Below are 24016 nucleotides of genomic sequence, written 5' to 3' on the forward strand. Positions count from 1 at the left end.
CCCGTGCCGCCGGGCCCGCGGCACGACCCTCGCCCCCTGCGTTCCGAGGTCCTGCGCTGCTGACAGGACCGGACACCGGTCGGTCCGGTCCATCAGCCCGTACGCAGCACTACGCAGCACTACGGAACGAGGAACACAGCCATGCTCGAAGACCCGTACGCGGTCCTGCGCGCCCTCCTGCGCGCCGAGGCCGTCCGCAACGCCCCCAAGCCGCCCCAGCCCCAGTCCCATCCAGAGCCCAAGCCCAAGCCGGAAACGCGGGAGCGACAGCCGCGCCCGATGGAACGGGAACGCGGCTGACCGACCGGCGGCGGCGGCGGAGACGACCGGACTGGCGCCTTCGCCGCCCCGAAGGCCGTGTCGTCCGTGCCGCCCGTGTCGTCCGTGCCATCCGTGTCGTCCGTGCCGTCCCGGACAGCGACCGGGTGATCTCCCGCCCGCCGTGCGTCAAGGCTCGCAACGCGTGCTGCACGCGGTTGCGGGCCGGGCGAGGGCATCGGCGGGTACGTCCTTCGGGGACCGCGCCACGAAGAAGGCGCCGACCTCTTTCGGGCGAATCAGACGCATGGTCCGCCTGATCGCCCTCTGGGTCAGGAGGTCACGACCGCCCTCAGGTCCTTGACGCCCTCGGGGGCGAGGGCGGACGCCACCTCCGGCAGCGGCATGGTCGCGCAGTCCGGCATATTCACGCCGCTGTTCCCGGTTCATACCGCCTTGTGCGGTTTTTTTCAGCGTCACACTCCGTCGCCACGGCTGCGCCCGGAAGGTCCCGCCCGGTAGGCTTTCCGTGTGATCTTCAAGCGCATCGGAAACGGCCGGCCGTACCCCGACCACGGCCGGGACAGCACCCGGCAGTGGGCGGACGTCGCGCCGCGCCCGGTCCGCCTCGATCAGCTCGTGACGACCAAACAGCAGCTCGATCTCGAGACGCTGCTCGCCGAGGACTCGACGTTCTACGGCGACCTCTTCGCGCACGTCGTGAAGTGGCAGGGCGATCTGTACCTGGAGGACGGCCTGCACCGCGCGGTGCGGGCGGCGCTCCAGCAGCGCCAGGTGCTGCACGCGCGCGTGCTCGAGCTCGACTGACCCGCGCCGGTCACGGGTTGGCCCTTTCGGGTTCTGCTGGGCGACGTCGAATGATCATCTAGTAGGCATCGTCGCCCGGGCGCACTACGCTGCGCTCATGAGCATGCTGACTCCCCCCGGCATGGGCGGCGAATACCGCATCAAGGGAAACAAGTACCCGCGGATGCGCCGGCCCCGGCAGCGCGGCAGGCTCGTCGTCCTGGTCGTCGCCTCCGCCGCCGTGCTCGGCGTGGGCGGCTGGGGCACGTGGCAGCTCGTCGACGCCTTCACCGGCGGCGGCACAGAGGCCTCGGCCGCCGGCAGCGGGACGGACTGCGCCCCCGAGACCAAGGCGAGCCCCTCGCCCAGCGCCGAGCCCCTGCCCGAACCGCGCGCGATCACGGTCAACGTGTTCAACGCCACCACCCGCAGCGGCCTGGCCAAGAAGACCGCCGACGAGCTGAAGAAGCGCGGCTTCAAGATCGGCGACGTGGGCAACGCGACCACGCAGTACGACAAGAAGGTCAAGGGCCCCGGCGTGCTGCTCGGCCCCGCCTCCGCCCTCGACACCTCGCTGCCGGTGCTCGGCACCCAGCTCCCGGGCGCCGAACGGCGTACCGAGGCGGCCCGCAAGGGCGCTGCCGTCGACCTCGTCATCGGTGACGGCTTCAAGGAGCTGGCGAAGAAGCCGGACGCCGACCGGGCCCTGACCAAGCTGGCCAGGCCCGAGCCGGCGCCGTCGTCGAAGAAGGGCTGCTGAACAGCTCAGGCAGAAGGACTGCCGAGCAGCTCAGGCGGAAGGGCTGCCGAACCGCTCCGGTCCAGTTCCCGGGACGGGACCTACTCGGCCGCCCCGTACATCCGGTCCCCGGCGTCTCCGAGACCCGGCACGATGTAGCCGTGCTCGTTCAGGCGCTCGTCGACCGACGCGGTCACGACCGTCACCGGGGTGCCCGCCAGCTCGCGCTCCATGACCTCGACGCCCTCCGGCGCGGCCAGCAGCACCACGGCGGTCACGTCGTCGGCGCCGCGCCGGATCAGCTCCTGGATCGCCGCGACCAGCGTGCCGCCGGTGGCGAGCATCGGGTCCAGCACGTAGACCTGACGGCCGGACAGGTCCTCCGGCATACGCGTGGCGTACGTGGAGGCCTGGAGCGTCTCCTCGTTGCGGATCATGCCGAGGAAGCCCACCTCGGCGGTCGGCAGCAGCCGGACCATGCCGTCCAGCATGCCGAGGCCGGCCCGCAGGATCGGCACCACCAGCGGACGCGGGTGGGACAGCTTGACGCCCGTGGTCGTGGCCACCGGCGTCCGGATGTCGACCTGTTCGGTGCGCACGTCGCGCGTGGCCTCGTAGGCGAGCAGGGTGACCAGCTCGTCGGCGAGACGGCGGAAGGTCGCGGAGTCGGTGCGCTGGTCGCGCAGCGCGGTGAGCTTGTGTGCGACCAGGGGGTGGTCGACGACGTGGAGACGCATGTCCACAACAGTAACCGGGCCCGCTGAGCCCGTCCGCACGGCGAGCCCGCCGCCCGCCCGTCACCCGTTCACCGGCGTCAAACCGTCCGTCCGGGGAAGGTGGGAAGGACGGACTGGGGGTGGTGAAGCTGATGCCCGACCGGGATTCCCGACACGCTCCGTCGTCGCGCGCACGGCCCGCGACGGACCCGGAGACCGACATGACCGACAAGAAGACCGGCAGGCCCGGCAGGCGGGGCAGGACTGCCCGGCCCGGCAAGGCTGCCCGGACCGACCAGACCGGGCAGGCCGACGCGCCGGGCGGGACGGGCGCGACCGGCGGGACGGGCGCGACCGGCGGGACGGACACGGCCGACGCGCCCCGCATGCTGGGCGGGACGACGAGCGAGACCGACGCCGAGCGCCGTCGGCGGCGCGCCCGGTTCCTGCGCGATCTGGCCGAGGCCCGGGAACTGCGCGACCGCGTCCAGCCGCGCCGCGTCAAGACGGCCCGGCTGCGGCACGCGATGCGCATGCGCACGTTCCGCTGGTAGGAAACGGGTGAGGAAACCCCCGGGGAAGATCACGAACCGCGCGGACGTTGCCGAGGTGACCGTGCGTGGAGCGGGGGAAAGCCGCGTACGATCCGCAGGTGGCGGCAACGAGCGTGCGATCAAAACTGCCGGACACAGGGAGCCGAAGACGTCCCCTGAACGCCTTGTTTCTGCCACGATTCCGTGTGGGTGGGGCTCGGACGAGCACTCCCCGCCCGCAACCTCCGCCGGGGGGACCCCCAACCGGCACGCCTAAGACCAGTGGGAGAGTCACGGTGTACTTCGCCGCACTGCTCGCGCGCACCGAAGACGGGTGGGAAGCGAGCGACACGGAGCTCGACGATGTGGAAACCCTGTCGGATCTGGCCGACCTGGCCCGTGAAGCCTCCCCTGACGAGGACACGGTGCTCGTGCTGATCGAGCAGGAGGACGCCTGGTTCGGCGTCGTCCGCGTGGACGGCGAGGAGGACCCTCGCATCTACGTCTCGGACGCCGCCGCCGCTGCCCGCAGCAGCTACGGCGAGATCCTGCTCACCGACGAGCTGCTCGGACGCGATCCCGACGACGGGGACGACCTGGACGCCCTCGACCTCGACGGCACCGAGGACGGTGATTCCGACGACGACGAGGCCGACGACGGCGACCCGGTCGCCGGAACCGGTGAGGCCGTGCCGCACGGCCCGGTCGGCGACGCCCAGATCCTGGACGACCTCGGCGTGAGCGAGAAGGAGCTGCGCTCGCTGGCGACGGACGCCGTCACGGAGATCGCCGAGGCCCTCGGCGCCTCGGAGACCCTGGAGACCGTCCGCTGACCGCTCGCACCAACCCGGGCCCACCGGACCGGCCGGACCGGCCGGGACAGCCGGACCGGCCGGGACAGCCGGACCGGCCGGGACAGCCGGACCGGCCGGATCCGGTACGGGACCCCTGGCGGTCCGCGATGCGACTCGCCCTGGACGAGGCAGCCGAGGCCGCCCGGGGCGGGGACGTCCCCGTCGGTGCCGTCGTACTGGCCCCGGACGGCACGACCGTGCTCGCGGCCGGGCACAACGAACGCGAGGCCGGCGGCGACCCGACGGCCCACGCGGAGGTCCTCGCCCTCCGGCGGGCCGCGGCCGCGCTCGGCCGGTGGCGGCTCGCCGGCTGCACGCTGGTGGTGACGCTGGAGCCCTGCACGATGTGCGCGGGCGCGATCCAGCAGTCCCGCGTCGACCGGCTCGTCTACGGCGCCCGCGACGACAAGGCCGGCGCGGTCGGCTCCCTCTGGGATCTCGTCCGCGACCGGCGGCTCAACCACCGGCCCGAGGTGATCGAGGGCGTGCTCGCCGAGGAGTGCTCCGGGCTGCTCACCGAGTTCTTCCGCGGTCGCTGACCGACGCCGGATACCGATTTCAAAGCACGCGGCACCTTGCTGTAAGGTCTCCCTCGGTAGCGTGTCCGAGCGGCCGAAGGAGCTCGCCTCGAAAGCGAGTGTGGCGCAAGTCACCGAGGGTTCAAATCCCTCCGCTACCGCTTGAGAAAGGCCCCGTCATCAGCGGGGCCTTTCGTGCGTTCCGCCCCTTCGTGAGATCGGTCCTTCGTGCGATCATGTGCGCTGCATGAGACACCAGTGACTGGGGAGGCCGCGATGGCGGTGAACGCGAAGAAGGTCGCCGTCTACGTCGTCGTGGTCTTCGCGCTGTACGTGATCGTCACGGACCCGGCCAAGGCCGCCGACTACGTCCAGATAGGGTTCCAGGGCATATCGGACGCCGCCCAGGCCCTCGGCGACTTCGCCACGTGGGTCGCCAACGGAGGAAAGTGATGATCCGCCACCTGGTCCTCTTCAAGCTCCACGAAGGCGTCGAGCGCGACGACCCGCGGGTCGTGAAGGGCGTCGAGGCCTTCCGGTCGCTCGAGGGGACGATCCCCGGGATCCGCTTCTGGGAGCTCGGCTGGAACGTCAGTGACCGTCCCATCGCGTACGACTTCGCCATCAACTCGGCCTTCGACGACGCGGACGCGCTGCGCCGGTACGTCGAGCATCCCGACCACCAGGCGGGTGTCGCGCTGTGGCGCGAGTTCGCCACCTGGGTGATCGCCGACTACGAGTTCTGAGCCGCTTGCTTCGAGCCCCCCGTCGTTCCGACGGGGGGCTCGTGCGTATCTATGCGATATTTCATCCCTCAACACGTAGTTATGGGGTGCTTGCACATAGTGCATATGTCTTGTGATGCTATGACCGCTTTTGATGAAAGAGCGCATGGATGGGTTGACGGATGACGAGGTGGAGTTGACCGTGCTGGCCAGTACCGCACCTCAGGCACCATCCTCGGAACCGGCTCCCCAGCGGAGCCGCGGCGCCGACACCCGCGCCCTCACGCAGGTCCTCTTCGCGCAGCTCAAGGAGCTCCAGCCGGGGACGCCGGAGCACGACCGGGTGCGCGGGGCGCTCATCGAGGCCAACCTCCCGCTCGTGCGCTACGCGGCCGCCCGGTTCCGCTCCCGCAACGAGCCGATGGAGGACGTCGTCCAGGTCGGCACCATCGGGCTCATCAACGCCATCGACCGCTTCGACCCGGACCGGGGCGTGCAGTTCCCGACGTTCGCGATGCCGACGGTGATCGGCGAGATCAAGCGCTACTTCCGCGACAACGTCCGTACGGTCCATGTGCCGCGCCGGCTCCACGAGCTGTGGGTGCAGGTCAACAGCGCGACCGAGGACCTCACGACCGCCTTCGGGCGCACCCCGACCACGGCCGAGATCGCCGAGCGGCTGCGCATCAGCGAGGACGAGGTGCTGTCCTGCATCGAGGCCGGGCGGTCGTATCACGCGACCTCTCTGGAGGCCGCACAGGAGGGCGACGGGCTGCCGGGACTGCTGGACCGGCTCGGCTACGAGGATCCCGCGCTGGACGGGGTGGAGCACCGGGATCTCGTACGGCATCTGCTCGTACAACTGCCCGAAAGGGAGCAGCGGATTCTGCTGCTGCGGTACTACAGCAATCTCACGCAGTCTCAGATCAGTGCGGAACTCGGCGTCTCGCAGATGCATGTCTCGCGGCTACTCGCGCGTAGCTTCCAGCGGTTGCGGTCCGCGAACCGGATCGACGCGTAGCCGCGAACCGGCGTGGCGGGTGACTTTGAACCGGGGTGGCGGGTGACTTTGAACCGGGTGGCGGGTGACCGTGGGCCCCCTCGACACATAACCGCAAACAGTTGCGAGTGATAACCGTGGCGAGCGAATCGCTCCTCAGGGCCGTTCCCGACAGTTGCGGGCCGAAAAGGCGTCAGACCCCTTGTTTGCAGGGCGGATTGGCGTCTCAGATGTCGACATGTCACTACAGCGTGTTGCCGACATGTGACATTCTGCGGGAAGCGCGTTTGCCGAGGCTTCGGCTCCGGTATTCAGGTGAAGGCTGCGTTCCTCAGACGGGAGCGTCCGCCGCGACCGTCCCGCGACCCAAAGGGGGTGGCATGTCCGCAGAACAGGGCAGCTCGAAGGTGCTCACGCTCGCGGAGAGCGACACAGCTCCCCATGCTCTCGACTCACTCGGCCCCATCGACGACGTTCCGGCCGAGCTCGCGACCGAGCCCGCGCCGGCGATTCCGGCCACGGGGGCCATCGACACCCGCACCCTGTCCCGCTCCCTGTTCCTGCGGCTCGCCGCGCTCGACGAGGACAGCCCCGAGCGTGCGTACGTCCGCGACACCCTGATCGAGCTCAACCTGCCGCTGGTGCGGTACGCGGCGGCGCGGTTCCGCTCCCGCAACGAGCCGATGGAGGACATCGTCCAGGTCGGCACGATCGGGCTGATCAAGGCGATCGACCGGTTCGACTGCGAACGAGGCGTCGAGTTCCCGACGTTCGCGATGCCAACCGTCGTGGGCGAGATCAAGCGGTTCTTCCGCGACACGTCGTGGTCGGTGCGGGTGCCGCGCCGGCTTCAGGAGCTGCGGCTGGCCCTGACGAAGGCCAGTGACGAGCTCTCGCAGAAGCTGGACCGCTCGCCGACGGTCACCGAACTCGCGTCCGTGCTCGGGGTGTCCGAGGAGGACGTCGTCGACGGGCTGGCGGTGGGGAACGCGTACACGGCGTCCTCGCTGGACTCCCCGGCGCCGGAGGACGACGGCGGCGAGGGCTCGCTGGCGGACCGCCTGGGGTACGAGGACACCGCGCTGGAGGGCGTGGAGTACCGCGAGTCCCTGAAGCCGCTGCTGGCCAAACTGCCGCCTCGCGAACGCCGGATCATCATGCTGCGGTTCTTCGCGAACATGACGCAGTCGCAGATCGGCGAGGAGGTCGGCATCTCACAGATGCACGTGTCCCGCCTGCTGACCAGGACCCTGGCACAGCTGAGGGAAGGCCTCATCTCGGACTGACCGCGCCGAACCCCGCGGGTGTGGCTCGCCTACCTGCGGGTGGCTCGCTGACCTGCGGGTGGTGGCTCGCTGACCCGCGGGTGATGGCTCGCCGACCCGCCGGGGTGGTGGGCCGCTCATCCGCAGGTCATGGACGCCCTACCCACCGCAGGTGGTCCGCCGACCCGCGGGTGATGGCTCGCCGACCCGCCGGGGTGGTGGGCCGCTCATCCGCAGGTCGTGGACGCCCTACCCGCCGGTGGTAGCTGCGCCTGCGCCGTGTTGTGGGTCGGGGCCGCGCCGGGGGGTGTCCGTCCTCGGAACGGCGCGATGGGGTGGGTGACCGACTGACGGTCCGTTGACGCGCCAACCGCTGCGGGCGGACACCCCCCGACACGTCCCCTTCTCGCCGTACGCGGGTGCGGCTGCACCTCGGCTGAGCCGCGGGCGCCGCCCACTCAGCTGCCGCAGACCGTCGCCGGAGGGTGCGGGCGCGTGGTGACATCGTCCAGCCGCGTGGCTCCGCAGTCCGCCGCCCCGCGTGCAGGGGCGCGGTGGTTCCGCACGGCTGCACGCCGCCGCTGCGAGTGCGGCGCGTAGGGGTCTCACCCAGCCGCAGGGCTGACACCGGCCGCCGCTGCGGGCAATCGTGCTGCACCCCACAGCGCCGGGTTGCGCAGCGCCCCGGCCCCGGCAACGGCGCCGGGCAACCGGACAGTGCCGAGTCGCGCAACGCCCCGGCCCCCACACCGACGCCGAGTTCAGGAAACCCGGCGCACCGTCAACGTCACCCCAGCGCCAGCCAAGCCACCGCCGCGACCACCGCGACGGCGACGACGACGCCGAGGATGAGACCGATACGCGGCCCGCCACTCGTCGGCGCGGCCTGCCGCCCCTGCGGCGCCTCGTCGACGAACGCGCGGAACATCTGGGTGCTGCCGGCGGGGTCGTGGTTGCCCTGGGGAGCCTGGTTGGTAGCCATGGCCCGAGACCCTAGCGAAAACGCCGGGGCTCCCCAAGTGGGGGTTGGCCTTCCGTTTGGTCTCGCCCGACCCCTGCCACCAGCGTCACCACCAGCACATTTACTACCGCAATACTTGCCTTTGCCAACTTTTTATGCCGCATTCACCTTCTTTATTTGCCTTCAGCAACCAACCACTCCTACGGTTGCCCTAAGCAACGAAAGCGGGAGGTGTCATGGCCGAGAGGGCGCAGTACGAAGAGCTGGTCCGCCAGTTCAGTGCCTTCGGCGCCGTGAAGCGGGAGCTCGGCCGGATCATGCCGGCCGACTGCACCGGCGGCTCGGCGGCCGTTCTGACACTGCTGGGCCGCCACGGCGACATGCGCATGAGCAAGCTCGCCGAGCTGCTCGCGGTGGACATGTCGGTCACCAGCCGCCATGTCGCGCACGTCGTGGCCCGGGGCTGGATCGAACGCTCCCCCGACCCCGCGGACAAGCGCTCCCGCATCCTGCGCCTCACGCCCGCGGGCCACGCACAGCTCGACGAGCTGTCCCGGCGGACCACCGAGGTCCTCGCCGAGCGCCTGAGCGACTGGACGGACGAGGACGTCGGCCGGCTCACGGATCTGATGGCGCGCCTCAGGGAGAGCTTCGACTGCCGGCCCACGCCCCGGGCGGCACCACCCGCTGTCGTACCGACCACCCGTACACCCGCAAGCACGTAAGAAAAGGAAGCCCATGGCAACGACCACACCAGCCGGTGTGCGGGCTCATGCCAAGCACGGGGGAGGCTCCCACGGCTCCTCCGGCGGCGGCGCTCCGATGACGCACCGGCAGATCATGGAGGCCCTCACCGGCCTCCTGCTCGGCATGTTCGTCGCGATCCTGTCGTCGACGATCGTCTCCAACGCCCTGCCCCGGATCATCGGCGACCTCGGCGGCGGCCAGAGCGCCTACACCTGGGTCGTGACCGCGTCCCTGCTGACGATGACCGCGTCCACACCGCTGTGGGGCAAGCTCGCCGACCTGTTCTCCAAGAAACTGCTGATCCAGGTCGCACTCGTCGTGTTCGTCCTGGGGTCGGCGGCGGCCGGCATGTCCCAGAACCCGGGCATGCTCATCGGGTTCCGCGCGGTCCAGGGCATCGGCATGGGCGGTCTGTCCGCGCTGGCCCAGATCATCATGGCGGCGATGATCTCGCCGCGTGAGCGCGGCCGTTACAACGGCTACCTCGGCGCCACCTTCGCCACCGCCATGGTCGGCGGCCCGCTGGTCGGAGGTGTCATCACCGACACCGACTGGCTCGGCTGGCGCTGGTGCTTCTACGTCGGCGTGCCCTTCGCCGTGATCGCACTGATCGTGCTGCAGAAGACCCTGCACCTGCCCGTGGTGAAGCGGAAGGTCAAGGTCGACTGGGCCGGCGCCTTCTTCATCACCGCGGCCGTCTGCCTGCTGCTGGTCTGGGTGACCTTCGCCGGCGACAAGTACGACTGGGTGTCGTGGCAGACGTACGCGATGGTCGGCGGCTCGGTCGTGCTGCTGGCGCTGTTCGTGCTGGTCGAGGCGAAGGCGAGCGAGCCGATCATCCCGTTGCGGCTGTTCCGCAACCGCACGATCACCCTGGCCTCCGTGGCCTCGCTGTTCGTCGGTGTCGCGATGTTCTCGGGGACCGTGTTCTTCAGCCAGTACTTCCAGCTGGCGCGGGACAAGTCGCCGACGATGTCCGGCGTCATGACCATCCCGATGATCGCGGGCCTGTTCGTCTCCTCCACCGTCTCCGGCCAGGTCATCACCCGGACCGGACGCTGGAAGGGCTGGCTGCTCGGCGGCGGTGTGCTGGTGACGGCCGGACTCGGGCTGCTGGGCACGATCCGGTACGACACCGAGTACTGGCACATAGCGATCTTCATGGCGCTGATGGGCCTCGGCATCGGCATGATGATGCAGAACCTGGTGCTCTGCACGCAGAACCAGGTGGAGCCGCGTGACCTGGGCGCCGCCAGCTCCACGGTGACCTTCTTCCGGTCCCTGGGCGGTGCCGTGGGCGTCTCAGCGCTCGGCGCGGTCCTGGGCAACAAGATCACCGACTACGTCAAGGACGGCCTCGCCGACCTCGGTTCCAAGGGTGCGGCCCTCGGCCACGCCGGCACCGGCGGTGGCGGCATCCCCGACCTGAATGCGATGCCCGCGCCGATCCGCACCGTCGTGGAGAGCGCCTACGGCCACGGTGTCGCGGACGTGTTCCTCTACTCGGCCCCGCTGGCCCTGCTCGCGCTGCTGGTGTCGCTGTTCATCAAGGAGGTCCCCCTGAAGACGAAGGGTGGGCTGGCTCAGGCGGCGGACACCGACGCCCGTGCGGAGGCTCCCGCCGAGGCGGGCGCCGAGGCTCCCGCCGCGGAGAAGGCCGTGCCGAGCTGGGCCGTGGCGGACACCGAGGCCGCCGACGGCACCGGACCCGAGGGCACGCAGCGGCTCGCCGCCGTCGCCACGGCGGCCCGGACCGAGGAGCCCGCGTCCGGTGGGGGTGGTGTGCCGGTCCGCGGCTTCGTCCGCGGCAACGAGAGCGCGCCCGTGCCGCGGGCCGCCGTCACGCTGATCTCGCTGGCCGGGCGTCAGCTGGGCCGGTCCGTGGCACAGGCCGACGGTTCGTACGCGGTGGACGCCCCGGGCTCCGGCTCGTACGTGCTGATCGCGTCCGCCGACGGCTACCAGCCACAGGCGTCCACGGTCGTGGTGAACGGCGAGCCGGTCGCCTACGACATCCTGCTCAGCGGCACCAGCGGGCTGACCGGCCTGGTGCGGGCCGCCGAGAGCGGGCAGCCGGTCAGGGACGCGATGGTGATCGTGACCGACGTGCGCGGGGATCTGCTGGCCACCCAGGCCACCGGTGAGCAGGGCGAGTTCTCCTTCGCCGAGCTGGTGCCGGGTGCGGTGACCGTCGCGGTGAACGCCACCGGGTACCGGCCGCGCGCCCTGCCCGTCGAGGTGGGCGGCACCGGGGTCACCCGGGTCGAGATCGACCTGGACTCGGGCGCCCGTGTCCAGGGTGTCGTCCGCGCCCCGCACGGCCCGCTGGCCGACGCCCGGGTGACGCTGGTCGACCAGGCGGGCAACGTCGTCGGCTCGGCCACGACCGGCACGGACGGGGCGTACGCCTTCACCGACCTGGACGGCGGCGAGTACACCGTCATCGCCACGGGCTACCCGCCGGTGGCCACCGCCCTGACGGTCACGGGCCGCGGCACCGACGCCCACGACATCGAACTCGCCCACCCCGGCGAGTAGGACAAGCCCCGGCCCGTGGCGGTGGGCGCGCTCCGAGCGGAGGCGCGCCCCTGCCACGGGCCGGTTTCATTTCGAGTTTCTGTTTTAGGGGAGTTAGCTGAGATGGGACTGACCGCGAGGATCCGTACCCGGGACGGTTGGGCCGTGTCGCACGCGGTCGTCACCGTGGCCGACATGACCGGTGCCCAGGCGCTGCGTGCCGAGGCGGACTCGGAGGGCGCCGTGCGGGACGCGACGCCGCTTCAGCCGGGGGCGTACACCGTCATCGTCACCGCCGTCGGATACGCGCCCGCGGCCTCCAGCGTGATCGTCACGGGTGGGGGCACCTCCCGCTCGAGCGAAGCCGAGAGTGGGGGAGGCCGGGCGGAGGTCGGCACGGTGACGCTGGCGCGGCAGGGCGGTACCGAGCTGCCGCCGCCGGGGCGGTGGACCGTCGACCCGGTGCACTCCAGCGTGGCCGCCGTGGCACAGCACCTGGGCATCTCCAGCGTGCACGGCCGGTTCACGGAGTTCTCCGGCTCGATCGAGATCGCCCCGGACGACGTCACCAAGTCCCGTGTGGAGGCGGTGATCCGGGCCGCGTCCATCGACACCGGCAACGGCATGCGCGACGGGCACCTGAAGTCGCCGGACTTCCTGGACGTCGAGCGGTTCCCCGAGATCACCTATCGGTCCACGGGACTGACGGCGACCGGGTCCGACCGGTGGACGGTCCACGGCGAGCTGGGCATGCACGGGGTCGTACGGCCGGTCGACCTGGACCTGGCCTACCTCGGCACCGGCCCGGACCCGTGGGGCGGCACCCGGGCGGCGTTCCGTGCCACGACCGAACTGCACCGCGAGGACTTCGCGATGAACTACAACCAGGTCCTCCAGGCGGGCATCGCCGCCATCGGCACGACGCTCAGGGTGGAGCTGGACATCCAGGCCGTGCAGGGCGAGTCACTTCCGTCTGTCTGAGGCGGGGCTGGAGACCTTCGCCACCAACTGGCCGCAGAGGTCCCGTAGTTTGACGTTCCGGTGCTGCGAGGCGCGGCGCAGCCGCTCCAGCGCGTCACGTGCGTTGATCCGCTCCTGGGCCATGAGGATGCCGATCGCCTGGTCGATGACGCTGCGGGAGAGCAGCGCGGTGCGCACGTCGGCCACCGACTGGCGGCGGCGCTCGATGCGCAGCGCCACGTTGATCGCGTCCCCCGCCCGTGCGGCGAAGGTACGGGCCGCGTCCCGGCCCGGGTCCAGCACTCCGGGCCGCACGCCGTAGAGGTTGATCGCGGCGCCCGTCTCGCCCTCGACGGCGACCGGCACGGCCAGCACGCAGTGGACGCCCGCGGAGAGCGCGTACGGCGTGTACGCCGGCCAGCGGGACTCCGCGGCCAGGTCGGGCGCGTACTGTTCGGCGCCGGTCTCGGCGGCGTCGACGCAGGGGCCCGAGCCGTTCTCGTACTGACGCTGGTCCAGGCCGCTGGGCAGGCCGTCGCTGCCGGCCAGCGTGAGCAGCCGGCCGCCGCGGCTCACCGTGATGCTGCACGCGGCGGCGCCGGGCACCTCCTGCACCGCACGGTCGGTCAGATCGCGCAGCAGGGTGTCGAGACCGCTGCTGCGCACCATCGCCTGGTCCAGCGTGTCGGACGTCTCGGAGCTCATGAACGTACGTGTATCCCGTCGGCGCCCCTTAACGCCCCCGCCCTAACTCACAGCGACTCATGTGGAGTTGTGAGCACCGACGATCCGGCGGGCCAGATCGCGCAGTTTCACGTTCTCCCGCTGGGAGGCCCGCACCAGGCTCTCGAAGGCCGCTGCCGCGTCGATGGCCTGGCGCTCCATGAGGATGCCGGTGGCCTGGCCGATCAGGTCCCGCGTGTGCATGGCCTCGGTGAGCTGCTCGCGCACGGTGGCGGACTCCAGGGCGATGCTGACGTGCGTGGTGAACAGCCGGCCGATGCGCGTCGCGTCCTCGTCGAAGGCGCCCGGTTTGCGCGCGTAGGCCGTGAGCACGGTCAGCCGGCGGCGGTCGGCGCGCAGCCGCAGCGACAGCGCCGAGCGCAGTCCCAGGGCCGACAGCACATCCCAGCCGTCGTCCTCGCTGTCCGTTATCCGCGCCACCGGGCTGTGCCACAACTGGTCCCAGTGCCTGTGCGGTTCCCGGCCGCCGTGCCGGGCCCCCGCGGAGCGCACGACGTCGTCGGTCCAGGCGAGCATACGGAACTTGTTGCCGCGCTCGATCTCGGAGATGCCGGCGTGCTCGGCCCCGGGCATGAGGTGCACCGCCAGCCGGACCGCCGTGCGCAGCGTGTTGTGCCGTGTGGGGGTCTCGTGCAGCTGCTGAGAAGCCACCGTCAGGGCCTCGGCCAGCTCGAAGCCGACCTCGAAACGGGGCAAATCAGGAAACTCGGACGCAGCCACCACGAACCTCTTCGGCATGCACGACCATGGCCGTGCGCAGGAGAGCTCCGCAGCACATTCCCGACTGCGAGCACAGGACGAACAGCACTCTAGCTGCTCGGTTGCGTCAAGGTGACGTCCGGCCGACGGCCGCCACAGGCGCTTCCGCAGCCGCGCTCCGGCATGGTGGAATGGCCCCACGGGTCAGGAAGCGGCCTTACCGGAATCCGGACGAACGTCTGCCAGGTGAGTGCTGTGACTTTCCTCCCGAATCCCACCGAACCGCGTGACCTGCCCGGCCGCGTCCACCTCACCATGCCCGCGGAGATCGACTTCTGCAACGCGGAGCAGCTCCTTCCGCTCATCGTGTCCGAGGCTCAGGCCCGTGGTGACCGGCTGGAGGTACTCGTCCTCGACCTCACCACGACCTGCTTCATGGACTCCCAGGGCATCCGCCTCATCAACGACATCCGCCACCGGCTGCCCCCCGGGGCCCGGATGCGCGTGGTGGCCCGGCCGGAGGGTGTGGCGAGCCGCGTACTGGAACTGACCGGCCTGCGCCGGGACGTGCCCGTGTACGACAACGTCGCCGAGGCCATGGCGTCGTAGGCTGCCCGGCATGGCACCGAACATCGCTACGAACACCCGCGTCTCCCTCGACGAGCTGCTCGACTTCGTACGACCCCGGCACCACGCCATCCTGCTGACCCGGCGTGCCGACGGCGGCCCCCAGGGCTCGCCGCTGACCTGCGGCGTCGACGACTCCGGCCGGATCGTGGTCTCGACGTACCCGGAGCGGGCCAAGACCCGCAACGCCAAGCGGGACCCCCGGGTGAGCCTGATCGTCCTCAGCGACGACTGGAACGGCCCCTGGGTCCAGATCGACGGCACGGCCGAGGTCATCGACCCGCCCGACTCCGTCGAGCCGCTCGTGGAGTACTACCGGAACATCGCCGGGGAGCACCCCGACTGGGACGAGTACCGCGCGGCGATGCTCAAGCAGGGCAAGTCGATCATCCGCGTCACACCGGAGCGGTGGGGGCCGGTGGCGACCGGCGGGTTCCCGGCACGGCTTGCCGAGGGGGAGTAGCCGACCGGAGTGGCCGGCCCTCCCGCTCAGGCCCCTGACTCCCGGGCGACCATCGCCTCGATGCCCGCGACCAGCAGTTCCAGCGCGAACTCGAAGTCGCGCTCCAGCATCTCGGCGACCGTCTCGCCACCGCGCGCCGCCATGATCTCCTGGGACTCCTGGATGACGTCGGCGGCCTGCGGGGCCGCGGTCACCGTGCTCAGGGCCTGCTGGAAGTACTCGTCCACGGTCATGCCGCCGGCCTTGGCACGGGCGGAGAGGTGGCCCTCCAGCGTGCCGTAGCCGTAGACGAACTGGAAGACGGCCGAGATCGTGCTCGTCAGGCGCTTCGCGGGCAGCCCGGTCCTGCGGACGACGCGCTGTACGGCCCGGGAGAAGGCCAGACTGTTGGGGCCGATGTTGAGGAAGACGCCGACCAGCGCGGACACCCAGGGGTGACGCACCAGCAGCGTCCGGTACTCCCGGGCCAGCGCCCGCACCTGGTCCCGCCAGTCCTCGTCGGCGTCCGGATCCGGCAGCCGCATCTCGCCCATGACCTCGTCCAGGGCGAGTTCGAGGAGGTCGTCCTTGGTGTCGACGTACCAGTAGACGGACATCGCGGTGACGCTCAGCTCACCTGCCAGCCGCCGCATCGAGAACTTGGCCAGCCCCTCGGCGTCCAGCAGCCGGACGGTGACCTCGATGATGCGCGCGCGGTCCAGCCCCGAGGGCTGCCCGCCGCCGCGCCGCCGGTGCGCTGTGCTTTCCAGCCAGACGCTGGTCCGCGCGGCCTTCTCGGCTGCCTTCGCCATGGCGCACCTTCCTCGACTTGCTGATGCCGATCATGCTAGGCGCCCCGCAAGGGGTGCGGGGCTGTGTCGACTTGAGGCTCCGCCGCGTGGGCGCGATCAACCACAGCGAACCCGCACCCGCACGACGACCGCACGCCCCGAGCTCTCAGGCGGATTCTGCCCGCTCAGCCCGCCGCAACAACGCCGCCGCGACCAACCCCCCGGACAGCACAGACACAGCCCCCACCAACTGACTCGTCTCCAACCCGGAGGCGAACGCGTCAGCGATCCGTGCCTTCTCCTCAGCACCGCCAGCCGCCGCAAGCGCCGCCGGCAAGGAGGCCGCGGACACGGCGACCAGCGACGCGAACCGCGAGTTGAGCACCGCACCGAGGACGGCAACGCCCAGCCCGTTGCCGAACTCCGCGAGCGTCCCGTTGATCCCCGCTCCCACACCCGCCTTCTCCGGCGGTATCGCACTCATGATCGCGTTGGCCATGGCCGGCATGGACAACGCCACACCCGCACCCATCACGACCAGGCCGAGCAGCATCCCGCCGTACCCGTGCCCGCCGAGCAGCGCGATCGCCGCCAGTCCGGCCGACACCAGGGTCATGCCGAGTGCGATGGCCGCCGGCGTGCCGACCTTGAGCACCAGCTTCGCTCCGAGCCCGGTGAAGTTGAGCGCGACCACGGTCAATGCCAGCGGTGCCGTCCGCAGACCCGCGTCCAACGGCTCGTAGCCGAGCACGAACTGGAGGTGCTGGGTGAGCAGGAACAGCGAGCCCGTCATGCCGAACGCCACGAGGATCGCGCCCGCGACCGCGCCCACGAACTTCTGGTTGCGGAAGAAGTGCATGTCGAGCATGGGGTGCTCGATCCGCAGCTCCCACGTCACGAACAGGCCGAGAACGACCATGCCGATCAGCGCGGAGACCAGCACCTGACCGGACGTCCAGCCGTGCTCGGGGCCGGTGATGATCGCGTACACGACGCCCGTCATGCCGATGGTCGACAGCAGCGCGCCGACCAGGTCGGGACGGTCGCCCGCCTTGTGCTTGGACTCCGGTACGAGCGCGGCGACCGCGACCAGGCCGAGCACGGCGACGGGGATGTTGATCAGGAAGATCGCGCCCCACCAGAAGTGGTTCAGCATCACTCCGCCGATCAGCGGCCCGGCCGCGAAACCGAGCGAACTGACCGTGGACCACAGCGCGATGGCCTTGACGCGCTCCTCGTCGTCGAAGATCTGCACGACGACGGCGAGGATCGTGGTCATCAGCAGCGCGCCGCCGACGCCCATACCGGCGCGGGCCGCGATCAGCTGGGCCGGGCTCTGGGACAGGCCGGCCACCAGCGAGCCCACACCGAAGATCGCCAGGCCCGACATCAGCAGCAGCTTGCGGCCGTAGCGGTCGGCGGCGTTGCCCGCCGTGAGCAGCAGACCGGACTGCACCAGTGAGTAGGCGTTCATCATCCACTGGACGTCGGCGGTCGTCGCGTCCATCTCGCGGGTGAGCGAGGGGATCGCCACGTTCAGGATCGTGTTGTCGAGCAGGACGGTGAGCTGCGCGAGGCAGATGACACCGAGGATCAGCCAGCGCTGGGGGTGGCCGCCGTGCGCCGTCTGCGGCGGGGCCTCTTCCTGTGGGGACGTCGTCATGCTGTACACCGTAGAATAGCTCCCATACGGCGTACAACCGAGTAATCGTGCCCACGGAGAAGGGCGGTGGCTCCCGGCCACCGCCCTTCTCCCGGTCAGGGAACGGTCAGCTGCTCGCCTTCTGTGTGAGGTCGTAGAAAGTGGCCGAACCGGCCGTGACCTTCTTGAAGTTGGCTTCGACCCAGGTGGTGATCTGGGAGGACGTGCCGTCGCTGCTGCCACCCATGCCGCCGCCCGCGCCGGAGGCGATGAAGTAGTGGATCTTTCCCTCCTCCACGTACGTCTTGAACTGCGCGAGCGTCGGGGACGGGTCCGTGCCGTTGAAGCCGCCGATGGCCATCACCGGTTCGCCGGTGGACAGCTGGTAACTCGCGGCGTTCTGGGCGCCGAGGGCCGCCGCGGCCCAGGTGTACTGGTCGGCGTCGGTCTCCAGCAGCTTCTTGGCCTCGGAGCCGACACTGGCGCCGTTGAGCAGACCTCCCATGCCGCCACCGCCGCCCATGCGGCCGTCGTCGCCGGTCCGGCCGCCGGGGGTGGTGTTCTGGCCCTGCTGGTTCTGGCCCCCGCCCGGGAAACCGCCGCCGGGGAAGCCGTTGCCCTGCCCGCCCTGGGCATTGCCGTTGCCGTTGCCGTTCTGCTGGTTCGGGCCGCCGCCCGGGAAACCGCCATCGCCGGGGGCGCCACCGCCACCCGGCCCACCGCGACCGCCCGCGACCGCCGGACCCGCGGTGACGATCGAGCCCGTGTGCCCCTCGTTCACCGTGGTGAGCGTGTACGCCGCCGGACCTGCCAGCGCGGCGAGCAGGCCCAGTCCGGCCGCTCCCAGGGCCAGTCGGCGCCCCAGCCGGCCGGCGAAGATCAGACCGAGGGCCGCCGTCAGGCCGCCGACCAGGACGAACCACTTCAGCCAGGGCAGGTAGTCGGAGGAGCGGTTGAGCAGGACGTAGCCCCAGGCCGCGGTGGTCGTCATCGCGGCAGCCAGGGTCAGCGACGCCCACGCCTTGTCGCGCTTGTCCCAGAGCAGCGCCGAGCCCATGCCGATCAGCGGCGCGATGTAGGGGGCGAGCGCGACCGTGTAGTACTCGTGGAAGATGCCCTGCATGTAGCTGAAGACCAGCATGGTCGTGATCAGCGCGCCGCCCCAGACCAGGAACGAACCGTGCGTCGCCGACGTACGCCCCGCCATGGGGGTCCCCCCGCTCGAGCGAAGTCGAGAGTGGGGGAGCGTGGCCACCAGGCCCGCCACGAGCAGGATCAGCGCGGCCGGGATCAGCCAGGAGATCTGGCCGCCGATGCTGGAGCTGAACAGGCGGTCCCAGCCGGTCTCGCCCCAAGCGCCACCGCCGTTGCCGCCACCGACGCTGCCGGTCTCGTCGCCGTTCAGGCGGCCCAGGCCGTTGTAGCCGAAGGTCAGTTCCAGGAAGCTGTTGTTCTGCGAGCCGCCGATGTACGGGCGGGAGGACGCGGGCCAGAGTTCGACGATCGCGACCCACCAGCCGCCCGAGGCGACCAACGCGACCGTGGCAAGGGCCAGTTGCCCGAAGCGCTTCTTCACCGACACCGGTGCGCACACCGCGTACACGAGGGCCAGCGGCGGCAGGATCAGGAACGCCTGGAGTGTCTTGGCGAGGAACGCGAAGCCGATGGCCACACCCGCCCACACCAGCCACTTCGTACGGCCGTCCTCCAGAGCCCGGATGACGAAGTAGCAGGCCACGGCCATCAGCAGGGCCAGCATCGCGTCCGGGTTGTTGAAGCGGAACATCAGCGCCGCGACGGGCGTGAGCGCGAGCACCGCGCCCGCGATCAGACCGGCCGCGGGGCTGAACCGGCGGCGTACGGCCGCGTACACGACGGCCACCGTGCCGACGCCCATGAGGACCTCGGGCACGAGGATCGCCCACGAGCTGAGGCCGAACAGCCGCACGGACAGGGCCATCGGCCACAGGGCGGCCGGGGGCTTGTCGACGGTGATGGCGTTGGCGGCGTCCAGCGAGCCGAAGAACAAGGCCTTCCAGGACTGGCTGCCCGCCTGAACGGCCGCCGAGTAGAAGGAGTTGGCGTAGCCGGAGGCGCTCAGGTTGTAGAGGTAGAGCACCGCGGTCGCCAGCAGCAGGGCGAGGAAGGCCGGGCGGGCCCAGCGGGGGTCCTCGGGCCGGCCGCGCCACAGCCGCTGCGGCAGGGGCCGCTCGGGTTCACCGGCGTCGGGGGCCGGTGCTGCTGCCGCCGGTGCCGGGGGGCGGGTCCGGGTTCCGGGACTCGTGTCTCTGTCGGTGATCTGCTGGTCGTAGTGGACGGTCATCGGAAGTCCCTCGCATCGGTGTCGTGGGGGCGCACCGGCAGCAGCTGCACGGTGGCGTCCCTCCAGGTGCCGTCCGCGGCTTCACCGGCGCGGAACTGGTCGGTGTGGTACGAGGCGACCACCGTCGTCTCGCTGTCGTGCCGGTCCGGGAACACCCACGCCCGGAAGAGCAGGAAGCGCAGCACGGTCGCCGCGAGGTTGGCGGCGATGAGCACCGCCAGTTCGGTGGAGTGCGCCGGCTCGGACGTGGCCGCGCCCAGCGCGGCGAGCGAGCCGCTGGTCAGGGCGAGCCCGATGCCGAAGACGACCAGGCCCTGTGCCTGGTGCCGTACGGCCCCGCCGCGCCCGCGCACCCCGAAGGTGAGCCGCCGGTTCGCGGCGGTGTTGGCGATCGCCGAGACCAGCAGGGCGAGGGCGTTGGCGACCTGGGAACCGGTGAAAACCCGGAAGCCGCTGTAGAGGAGCAGGTAGAAGAGGGTGGACAGACCGCCGACGACGCAGAAGCCGACCAACTGGCGGGCCAGGCCCCGCGGTACGTCCTTGATCTCACGGTCGCGCGGGTCGTCGCCGAACGGCCGGGTGAGCCGGTCCAGCGGCAGCGCCCCGGTGGCCAGGGCCCTGCCCACCCGCCACACCCCCTTGAGGTCGTCGGTCGCGGTCCTGACGATGTGCACGGTCGAGTCCGGGTCGTCGACCCAGTCGACCGGCACCTCGTGGATACGCAGCCCCGCGCGCTCGGCGAGCACCAGCATCTCGGTGTCGAAGAACCAGCCGGTGTCCTCGATCAGGGGCAGCAGCACCTGCGCCACGTCACGGCGGATCGCCTTGAACCCGCACTGGGCGTCCGAGAAGCGGGCCTGGAGCGAGCCGCGCAGGATGAGGTTGTAGGCCCGGCTGATGAACTCCCGCTTGGGGCCGCGCACCACACGCGAGCTATGGGCCAGCCGGGAGCCGATCGCGAGGTCCGAGTGGCCGGAGATCAGCGGCGCCACCAGCGGGAGCAGGGCGTTGAGGTCGGTGGACAGGTCCACGTCCATGTAGGCGAGGACGGGGGACTCCGAGGCCGACCAGACGGCCCGCAGGGCGCGGCCGCGGCCCTTCTGCTCCAGGCGGAAGGTGGCGACCTCGGGGATCTCCGCCGCCAGCCGCGCCGACACCTGCGGGGTGGTGTCCGTGGAGGCGTTGTCCGCGATCGTGATGCGGAACGCGTACGGGAAGGTGCGGGCGAGGTGCTCGTGCAGTCTGCGCACGCACGGCTGGAGGTCCCTCTCCTCGTTGTAGACGGGGATCACTACGTCCAGGACAGGCGTACCGGCTGGTGCGGCCGGGAGGTGCTCCCGCGCCGGCAGGGTGCCGGGAGAAGAATCGGTTCGCATGGAACCGACTTTCGTCAGGCGCCCTGTTGTGCCCATGTGGTGACGCTGTGGCGTGCCTGTGAGTGCTGTCGCCGGCTCATGTCCGGCTGCGGCAGGGCCGGCAGCGCGGGCAGGCGCACCGTGAACACGGTCCGCCCGGGCGCGCTGTCGACGGTCACGGCACCGCCGTGCGCGGTCGCGACGGCCCGCACGATGGCGAGGCCGAGACCGGTCGAGCCGGTGGCGCGGGTCCGCGCGGAGTCACCGCGCGCGAACCGTTCGAAGACGTGCGGGAGCAACTCGGCCGGAATGCCCTGCCCGTTGTCCTCGACGTCCACGCACAGCCAGGGGCCGCGCCGCTGGACGCGGGCGGTGACGGTCGTACCGGGCGGGGTGTGGTTGCGGGCGTTGCCGAGCAGGTTGACCAGGACCTGCTGGAGCCGGGCCGCGTCCGCCGACACGAGCGCGGGCTCGTCGGGCAGGTCGAGCCGCCAGTTGTGGTCCTGGCCGGCCGCACGGGCGTCGCTGACGGTGTCCACGACGAGCGGTACGAGGTCGGTCTGCTCGAACTGCAGCGGCCGCCCGGCGTCCAGCCGGGCGAGCAGCAGCAGATCCTCAACGAGCAGGGTCATGCGCCCGGCCTCGGACTCGATCCGCCCGAGGGCGTGCCGGGTGTCGGCCCCGACCTCCTCTCTGCCCCGCCTGGTCAGCTCGGCGTACCCGCGGATGGAGGCGAGCGGGGTCCGCAGCTCGTGACTGGCGTCGGCGACGAACTGCCTGACCCGCGTCTCGCTCCGCTGCCGTGCGTGCAGCGCGCCGTGGACGTGGTCGAGCATCCGGTTGAGCGCGGCTCCGACCTGCCCGACCTCGGTGTGCGGGTCGGTCTCGGAGTCGGGCACACGCTCGCTGAGGTTCACCTCGCCGGTGTGCAGGGGGAGTTCGGAGACCCGGGTGGCGGTGGCGGCTACGCGGCGGAGGGGGCGGGTGGCTACGCCGACCAGTACGGAACCGGCCAGCCCTGCGGCGGCCAGTCCGGCTGCGGTGACGCTGATCTCGACCAGGATGAGGGTGTTGATCGTGTTGGTGACGTCCGTGGTGGGGATGGCGACGTAGTAGCTGCCCTTGTCGCCTGACTTGTACTCGACCTGGTACTCGCCGAGACCCGGGAGGTCGACCGTCTCGACCGTCCCCTTGACCTGCGGAACGGCGGCGAGCGCGGCGATCTGGGCGGAGGTGAGCGACTTCGCCGTCATCTGGAAGTTGTCCTCGGACTTCTCGCCGCGTGCGGAGTCCGTGATCTGCCCGCCCTCGATCCTGGCCGCGACCGTCCCGCTCGGCTGCGGGCCCATGGTCACGAACTCGCGGAGGCTGATCTGCTTCTTCTGCGCGGGTGCGTCGGCCCTGTCGGCCCCGTTCCTGCCGGGCATCTTCGGAGGGCTCAGCGCGGCCCGGGACGCGACCTCGTCGAGCTGCCCGTTCAACTGCTCGTACAGATGCGACCTGAGGGCGAGCGTCGTCACCGTTCCGATCACCGCACACACCACGGCAATCAGCACCACGGACGCGACGACGAGCCGCGTCCGCAGCGTGCGCGGCTTGCCCGCTCGCGACAGCTTGCCCGCCCTCTGCCGCGTACTCGGCCGTCGCCGCCCGCTCACGAGACCGCGGGCTTGATCAGGTAACCGGCACCACGCCGAGTGTGGATCATCGGCTCGCGCCCGGCGTCGATCTTCCGCCGCAGATACGAGATGTACAGCTCGACGACGTTGGCCTGCCCGCCGAAGTCGTACGACCACACGCGGTCCAGGATCTGCGCCTTGCTGAGCACGCGCTGCGGATTGCGCATCAGGAACCGCAGCAGCTCGAACTCGGTCGCGGTCAGGTGGATGTTCTCACCGCCGCGGGTGACTTCATGGCTGTCCTCGTCGAGGGTGAGGTCGCCGACAACCAGCGTGGATTCGGAGCGCCGGTCGGCGGCACCGGACCGCCGTATCAGCCCGCGCAGCCGCGCGACGACCTCTTCGAGGCTGAACGGCTTGGTGACGTAGTCGTCCCCACCTGCCGTCAGCCCGGCGATCCGGTCCTCCACGGCGTCCTTGGCGGTGAGGAAGAGGACCGGCACGTCCGGCAGTTCACGGCGCAGCCGCCCGAGCACGGCCAGCCCGTCCATGTCGGGCAGCATCATGTCCAGGACGACGGCGTCGGGCCGGAAGTCACGAGCGGTCTGGATGGCACCCGTGCCGTCACCGGCACTCCGGATCTGCCATCCCTCGTAGCGCAGGGCCATGGACAGCAGCTCGGTGATCGACATCTCGTCGTCCACCACAAGCACTCGGACGGGGCTCCCGTCCGGCCTCAGCAGTTCGGTGCGCCCCTGGGGCGAGGTCGTGGTCATGGTGCACACGATCTCGGGGTGCTCTGAGAACGCCCTTTCGAGAGCCTGTGATTTCCCTGAGAAACACACAGGCGCTTCTCAGGGATTGCCTGGGAATGCCGGCGAGCGGGGTTCATCAGCTGGCGGCGCTCATCAGCTGGGCGGCGCTCATCTTGGCGGCGCGGGTCAGAACAACCCGTCCTGCACACCCACCTCCTCCTTGAACTCCCTTATCGGAACAGTCAGTTCCGCACTCCCGGCGGGCACCAGCCCCCACCCACTCATCAGCCGCGTGTCCAGCACGACAACCCCACCCCCGGTCGCCAGATGCAGATCGGGCCCCGCAGCAGCCACGAGCTCCCCGCTCACGACCCCACCGGCGACGAGTTCCCCCACCTCCCCGACGGCGGGGGGCAACC

At 70.8% G+C, this 24016-nt stretch carries 25 protein-coding genes, 1 tRNA gene and 1 pseudogene; 16 read left to right on the top strand and 11 right to left on the bottom strand.

The genetic code is table 11. The annotated features are described in order from the left end of the window. Positions 1-141: 141 nt before the first annotated feature. The 3 genes from CA983_RS46720 (at position 142) to CA983_RS18035 (ending at position 1825) form a co-directional block, all read left to right on the top strand. Positions 142-300: a hypothetical protein gene (locus tag CA983_RS46720; protein WP_167407397.1), complete on the top strand. Its 159-nt coding sequence runs from the start codon at positions 142-144 to the stop codon at positions 298-300. Between the two features lie 489 nt (positions 301-789). Further along, the gene (locus CA983_RS18030) at positions 790-1086 is read left to right on the top strand and encodes a type II toxin-antitoxin system VapB family antitoxin (protein WP_003991361.1); all 297 of its coding nucleotides are present in this window, start codon (positions 790-792) and stop codon (positions 1084-1086) included. Between the two features lie 121 nt (positions 1087-1207). Further along, positions 1208-1825: a LytR C-terminal domain-containing protein gene (locus CA983_RS18035; RefSeq protein ID WP_086601932.1), complete on the top strand. Its 618-nt coding sequence runs from the start codon at positions 1208-1210 to the stop codon at positions 1823-1825. An 80-nt stretch (positions 1826-1905) separates the two neighbouring features. On the opposite strand, the gene upp is transcribed toward CA983_RS18035, so the two are convergent. Beyond that, on the bottom strand, positions 1906-2541 hold the full coding sequence (upp, locus tag CA983_RS18040; RefSeq protein ID WP_086601954.1) for a uracil phosphoribosyltransferase: 636 nt from the start codon (positions 2539-2541) through the stop codon (positions 1906-1908). Positions 2542-2741: 200 nt separating this feature from the next. Here upp and CA983_RS18045 point away from each other — a divergent pair, with 200 nt between their 5' ends. From CA983_RS18045 to CA983_RS18080, 8 genes are all read left to right on the top strand, one after another. Continuing rightward, positions 2742-3074, top strand: a complete 333-nt coding sequence (locus CA983_RS18045) for a hypothetical protein (RefSeq protein WP_143645506.1) — start codon at positions 2742-2744, stop codon at positions 3072-3074. 275 nt (positions 3075-3349) lie between these two features. Next, positions 3350-3886, top strand: coding sequence for a tRNA adenosine deaminase-associated protein (locus CA983_RS18050; protein ID WP_086601934.1), 537 nt, complete (start codon positions 3350-3352; stop codon positions 3884-3886). A gap of 128 nt (positions 3887-4014) precedes the next feature. After that, positions 4015-4446, top strand: coding sequence for a tRNA adenosine(34) deaminase TadA (gene tadA / locus CA983_RS18055; protein WP_086601935.1), 432 nt, complete (start codon positions 4015-4017; stop codon positions 4444-4446). A gap of 55 nt (positions 4447-4501) precedes the next feature. Next, a tRNA-Ser gene (locus tag CA983_RS18060) sits at positions 4502-4586 on the top strand. A 115-nt stretch (positions 4587-4701) separates the two neighbouring features. Then, the gene (locus CA983_RS18065; protein WP_086601936.1) at positions 4702-4878 is read left to right on the top strand and encodes a hypothetical protein; all 177 of its coding nucleotides are present in this window, start codon (positions 4702-4704) and stop codon (positions 4876-4878) included. Further along, positions 4878-5171 (top strand): Dabb family protein, encoded by a 294-nt coding sequence (locus CA983_RS18070; protein ID WP_086601937.1) that lies wholly within the window; start codon positions 4878-4880, stop codon positions 5169-5171. Before CA983_RS18065 ends, CA983_RS18070 begins: the two co-directional genes overlap by 1 nt. A gap of 145 nt (positions 5172-5316) precedes the next feature. Then, the gene (locus CA983_RS18075; protein ID WP_086601938.1) at positions 5317-6171 is read left to right on the top strand and encodes an RNA polymerase sigma factor SigF; all 855 of its coding nucleotides are present in this window, start codon (positions 5317-5319) and stop codon (positions 6169-6171) included. A gap of 359 nt (positions 6172-6530) precedes the next feature. Continuing rightward, complete coding sequence (locus CA983_RS18080) at positions 6531-7436, top strand: RNA polymerase sigma factor SigF (RefSeq protein ID WP_086601939.1); 906 nt, start codon at positions 6531-6533, stop codon at positions 7434-7436. A gap of 766 nt (positions 7437-8202) precedes the next feature. On the opposite strand, the gene CA983_RS18090 is transcribed toward CA983_RS18080, so the two are convergent. Continuing rightward, positions 8203-8397 (bottom strand): hypothetical protein, encoded by a 195-nt coding sequence (locus CA983_RS18090; RefSeq protein ID WP_086601941.1) that lies wholly within the window; start codon positions 8395-8397, stop codon positions 8203-8205. Positions 8398-8612: 215 nt separating this feature from the next. Between CA983_RS18090 and CA983_RS18095 the strand changes: the two genes are divergently transcribed. The 3 genes from CA983_RS18095 to CA983_RS18105 all read left to right on the top strand — a co-directional run bounded on the left by CA983_RS18095 (position 8613) and on the right by CA983_RS18105 (position 12621). Beyond that, the gene (locus CA983_RS18095) at positions 8613-9101 is read left to right on the top strand and encodes a MarR family winged helix-turn-helix transcriptional regulator (protein WP_086601942.1); all 489 of its coding nucleotides are present in this window, start codon (positions 8613-8615) and stop codon (positions 9099-9101) included. 97 nt (positions 9102-9198) lie between these two features. Next, entirely contained in the window at positions 9199-11661 is a 2463-nt protein-coding gene (locus CA983_RS18100; RefSeq protein WP_167407398.1) for an MFS transporter, read from the top strand. A 102-nt stretch (positions 11662-11763) separates the two neighbouring features. After that, positions 11764-12621: a YceI family protein gene (locus CA983_RS18105; RefSeq protein ID WP_086601944.1), complete on the top strand. Its 858-nt coding sequence runs from the start codon at positions 11764-11766 to the stop codon at positions 12619-12621. Here CA983_RS18105 and CA983_RS18110 read toward each other — a convergent pair. Both CA983_RS18110 and CA983_RS18115 read right to left on the bottom strand, forming a co-directional pair. After that, a complete protein-coding gene (locus tag CA983_RS18110) occupies positions 12604-13305 on the bottom strand; it encodes a GAF and ANTAR domain-containing protein (protein WP_086601945.1) in 702 nt (233 codons plus the stop codon). The two genes, CA983_RS18105 and CA983_RS18110, sit on opposite strands and share 18 nt — an antisense overlap. 57 nt (positions 13306-13362) lie before the next feature. Beyond that, on the bottom strand, positions 13363-14082 hold the full coding sequence (locus CA983_RS18115) for an ANTAR domain-containing protein (protein ID WP_086601946.1): 720 nt from the start codon (positions 14080-14082) through the stop codon (positions 13363-13365). 207 nt (positions 14083-14289) lie between these two features. On the opposite strand from CA983_RS18115, the gene CA983_RS18120 reads away from it, so the two are divergent. Together CA983_RS18120 and CA983_RS18125 are read left to right on the top strand one after the other, a co-directional pair. Beyond that, positions 14290-14652, top strand: a complete 363-nt coding sequence (locus CA983_RS18120; RefSeq protein ID WP_279628444.1) for an STAS domain-containing protein — start codon at positions 14290-14292, stop codon at positions 14650-14652. Positions 14653-14662: 10 nt separating this feature from the next. Continuing rightward, a complete protein-coding gene (locus CA983_RS18125; protein ID WP_086601948.1) occupies positions 14663-15133 on the top strand; it encodes a PPOX class F420-dependent oxidoreductase in 471 nt (156 codons plus the stop codon). A gap of 26 nt (positions 15134-15159) precedes the next feature. Here the strand turns inward: CA983_RS18125 and CA983_RS18130 are convergent, their stop codons facing one another. The 7 genes and pseudogenes from CA983_RS18130 to CA983_RS18160 form a co-directional block, all read right to left on the bottom strand. After that, positions 15160-15924, bottom strand: coding sequence for a TetR/AcrR family transcriptional regulator (locus tag CA983_RS18130; RefSeq protein WP_086601949.1), 765 nt, complete (start codon positions 15922-15924; stop codon positions 15160-15162). A 145-nt stretch (positions 15925-16069) separates the two neighbouring features. Then, positions 16070-17566 (bottom strand): MFS transporter, encoded by a 1497-nt coding sequence (locus CA983_RS18135; RefSeq protein WP_086601955.1) that lies wholly within the window; start codon positions 17564-17566, stop codon positions 16070-16072. Between the two features lie 106 nt (positions 17567-17672). Next, entirely contained in the window at positions 17673-19868 is a 2196-nt protein-coding gene (locus CA983_RS18140) for an ArnT family glycosyltransferase (protein ID WP_086601950.1), read from the bottom strand. Then, entirely contained in the window at positions 19865-21244 is a 1380-nt protein-coding gene (locus CA983_RS18145; protein WP_086601951.1) for a bifunctional glycosyltransferase family 2/GtrA family protein, read from the bottom strand. Before CA983_RS18145 ends, CA983_RS18140 begins: the two co-directional genes overlap by 4 nt. Before the next feature lie 14 nt (positions 21245-21258). Beyond that, entirely contained in the window at positions 21259-22881 is a 1623-nt protein-coding gene (locus CA983_RS18150; RefSeq protein WP_086601952.1) for a sensor histidine kinase, read from the bottom strand. After that, positions 22878-23618, bottom strand: a complete 741-nt coding sequence (locus CA983_RS18155; protein ID WP_086601953.1) for a response regulator transcription factor — start codon at positions 23616-23618, stop codon at positions 22878-22880. The genes CA983_RS18150 and CA983_RS18155 overlap by 4 nt, the downstream gene beginning before the upstream one ends. Before the next feature lie 165 nt (positions 23619-23783). Further along, a pseudogene (locus tag CA983_RS18160) lies at positions 23784-24016 on the bottom strand (DUF2797 domain-containing protein); the annotation flags it as partial.

This window comes from Streptomyces swartbergensis, from assembly GCF_002148965.1.
Classification (GTDB): Bacteria; Actinomycetota; Actinomycetes; order Streptomycetales; family Streptomycetaceae; genus Streptomyces; species Streptomyces swartbergensis.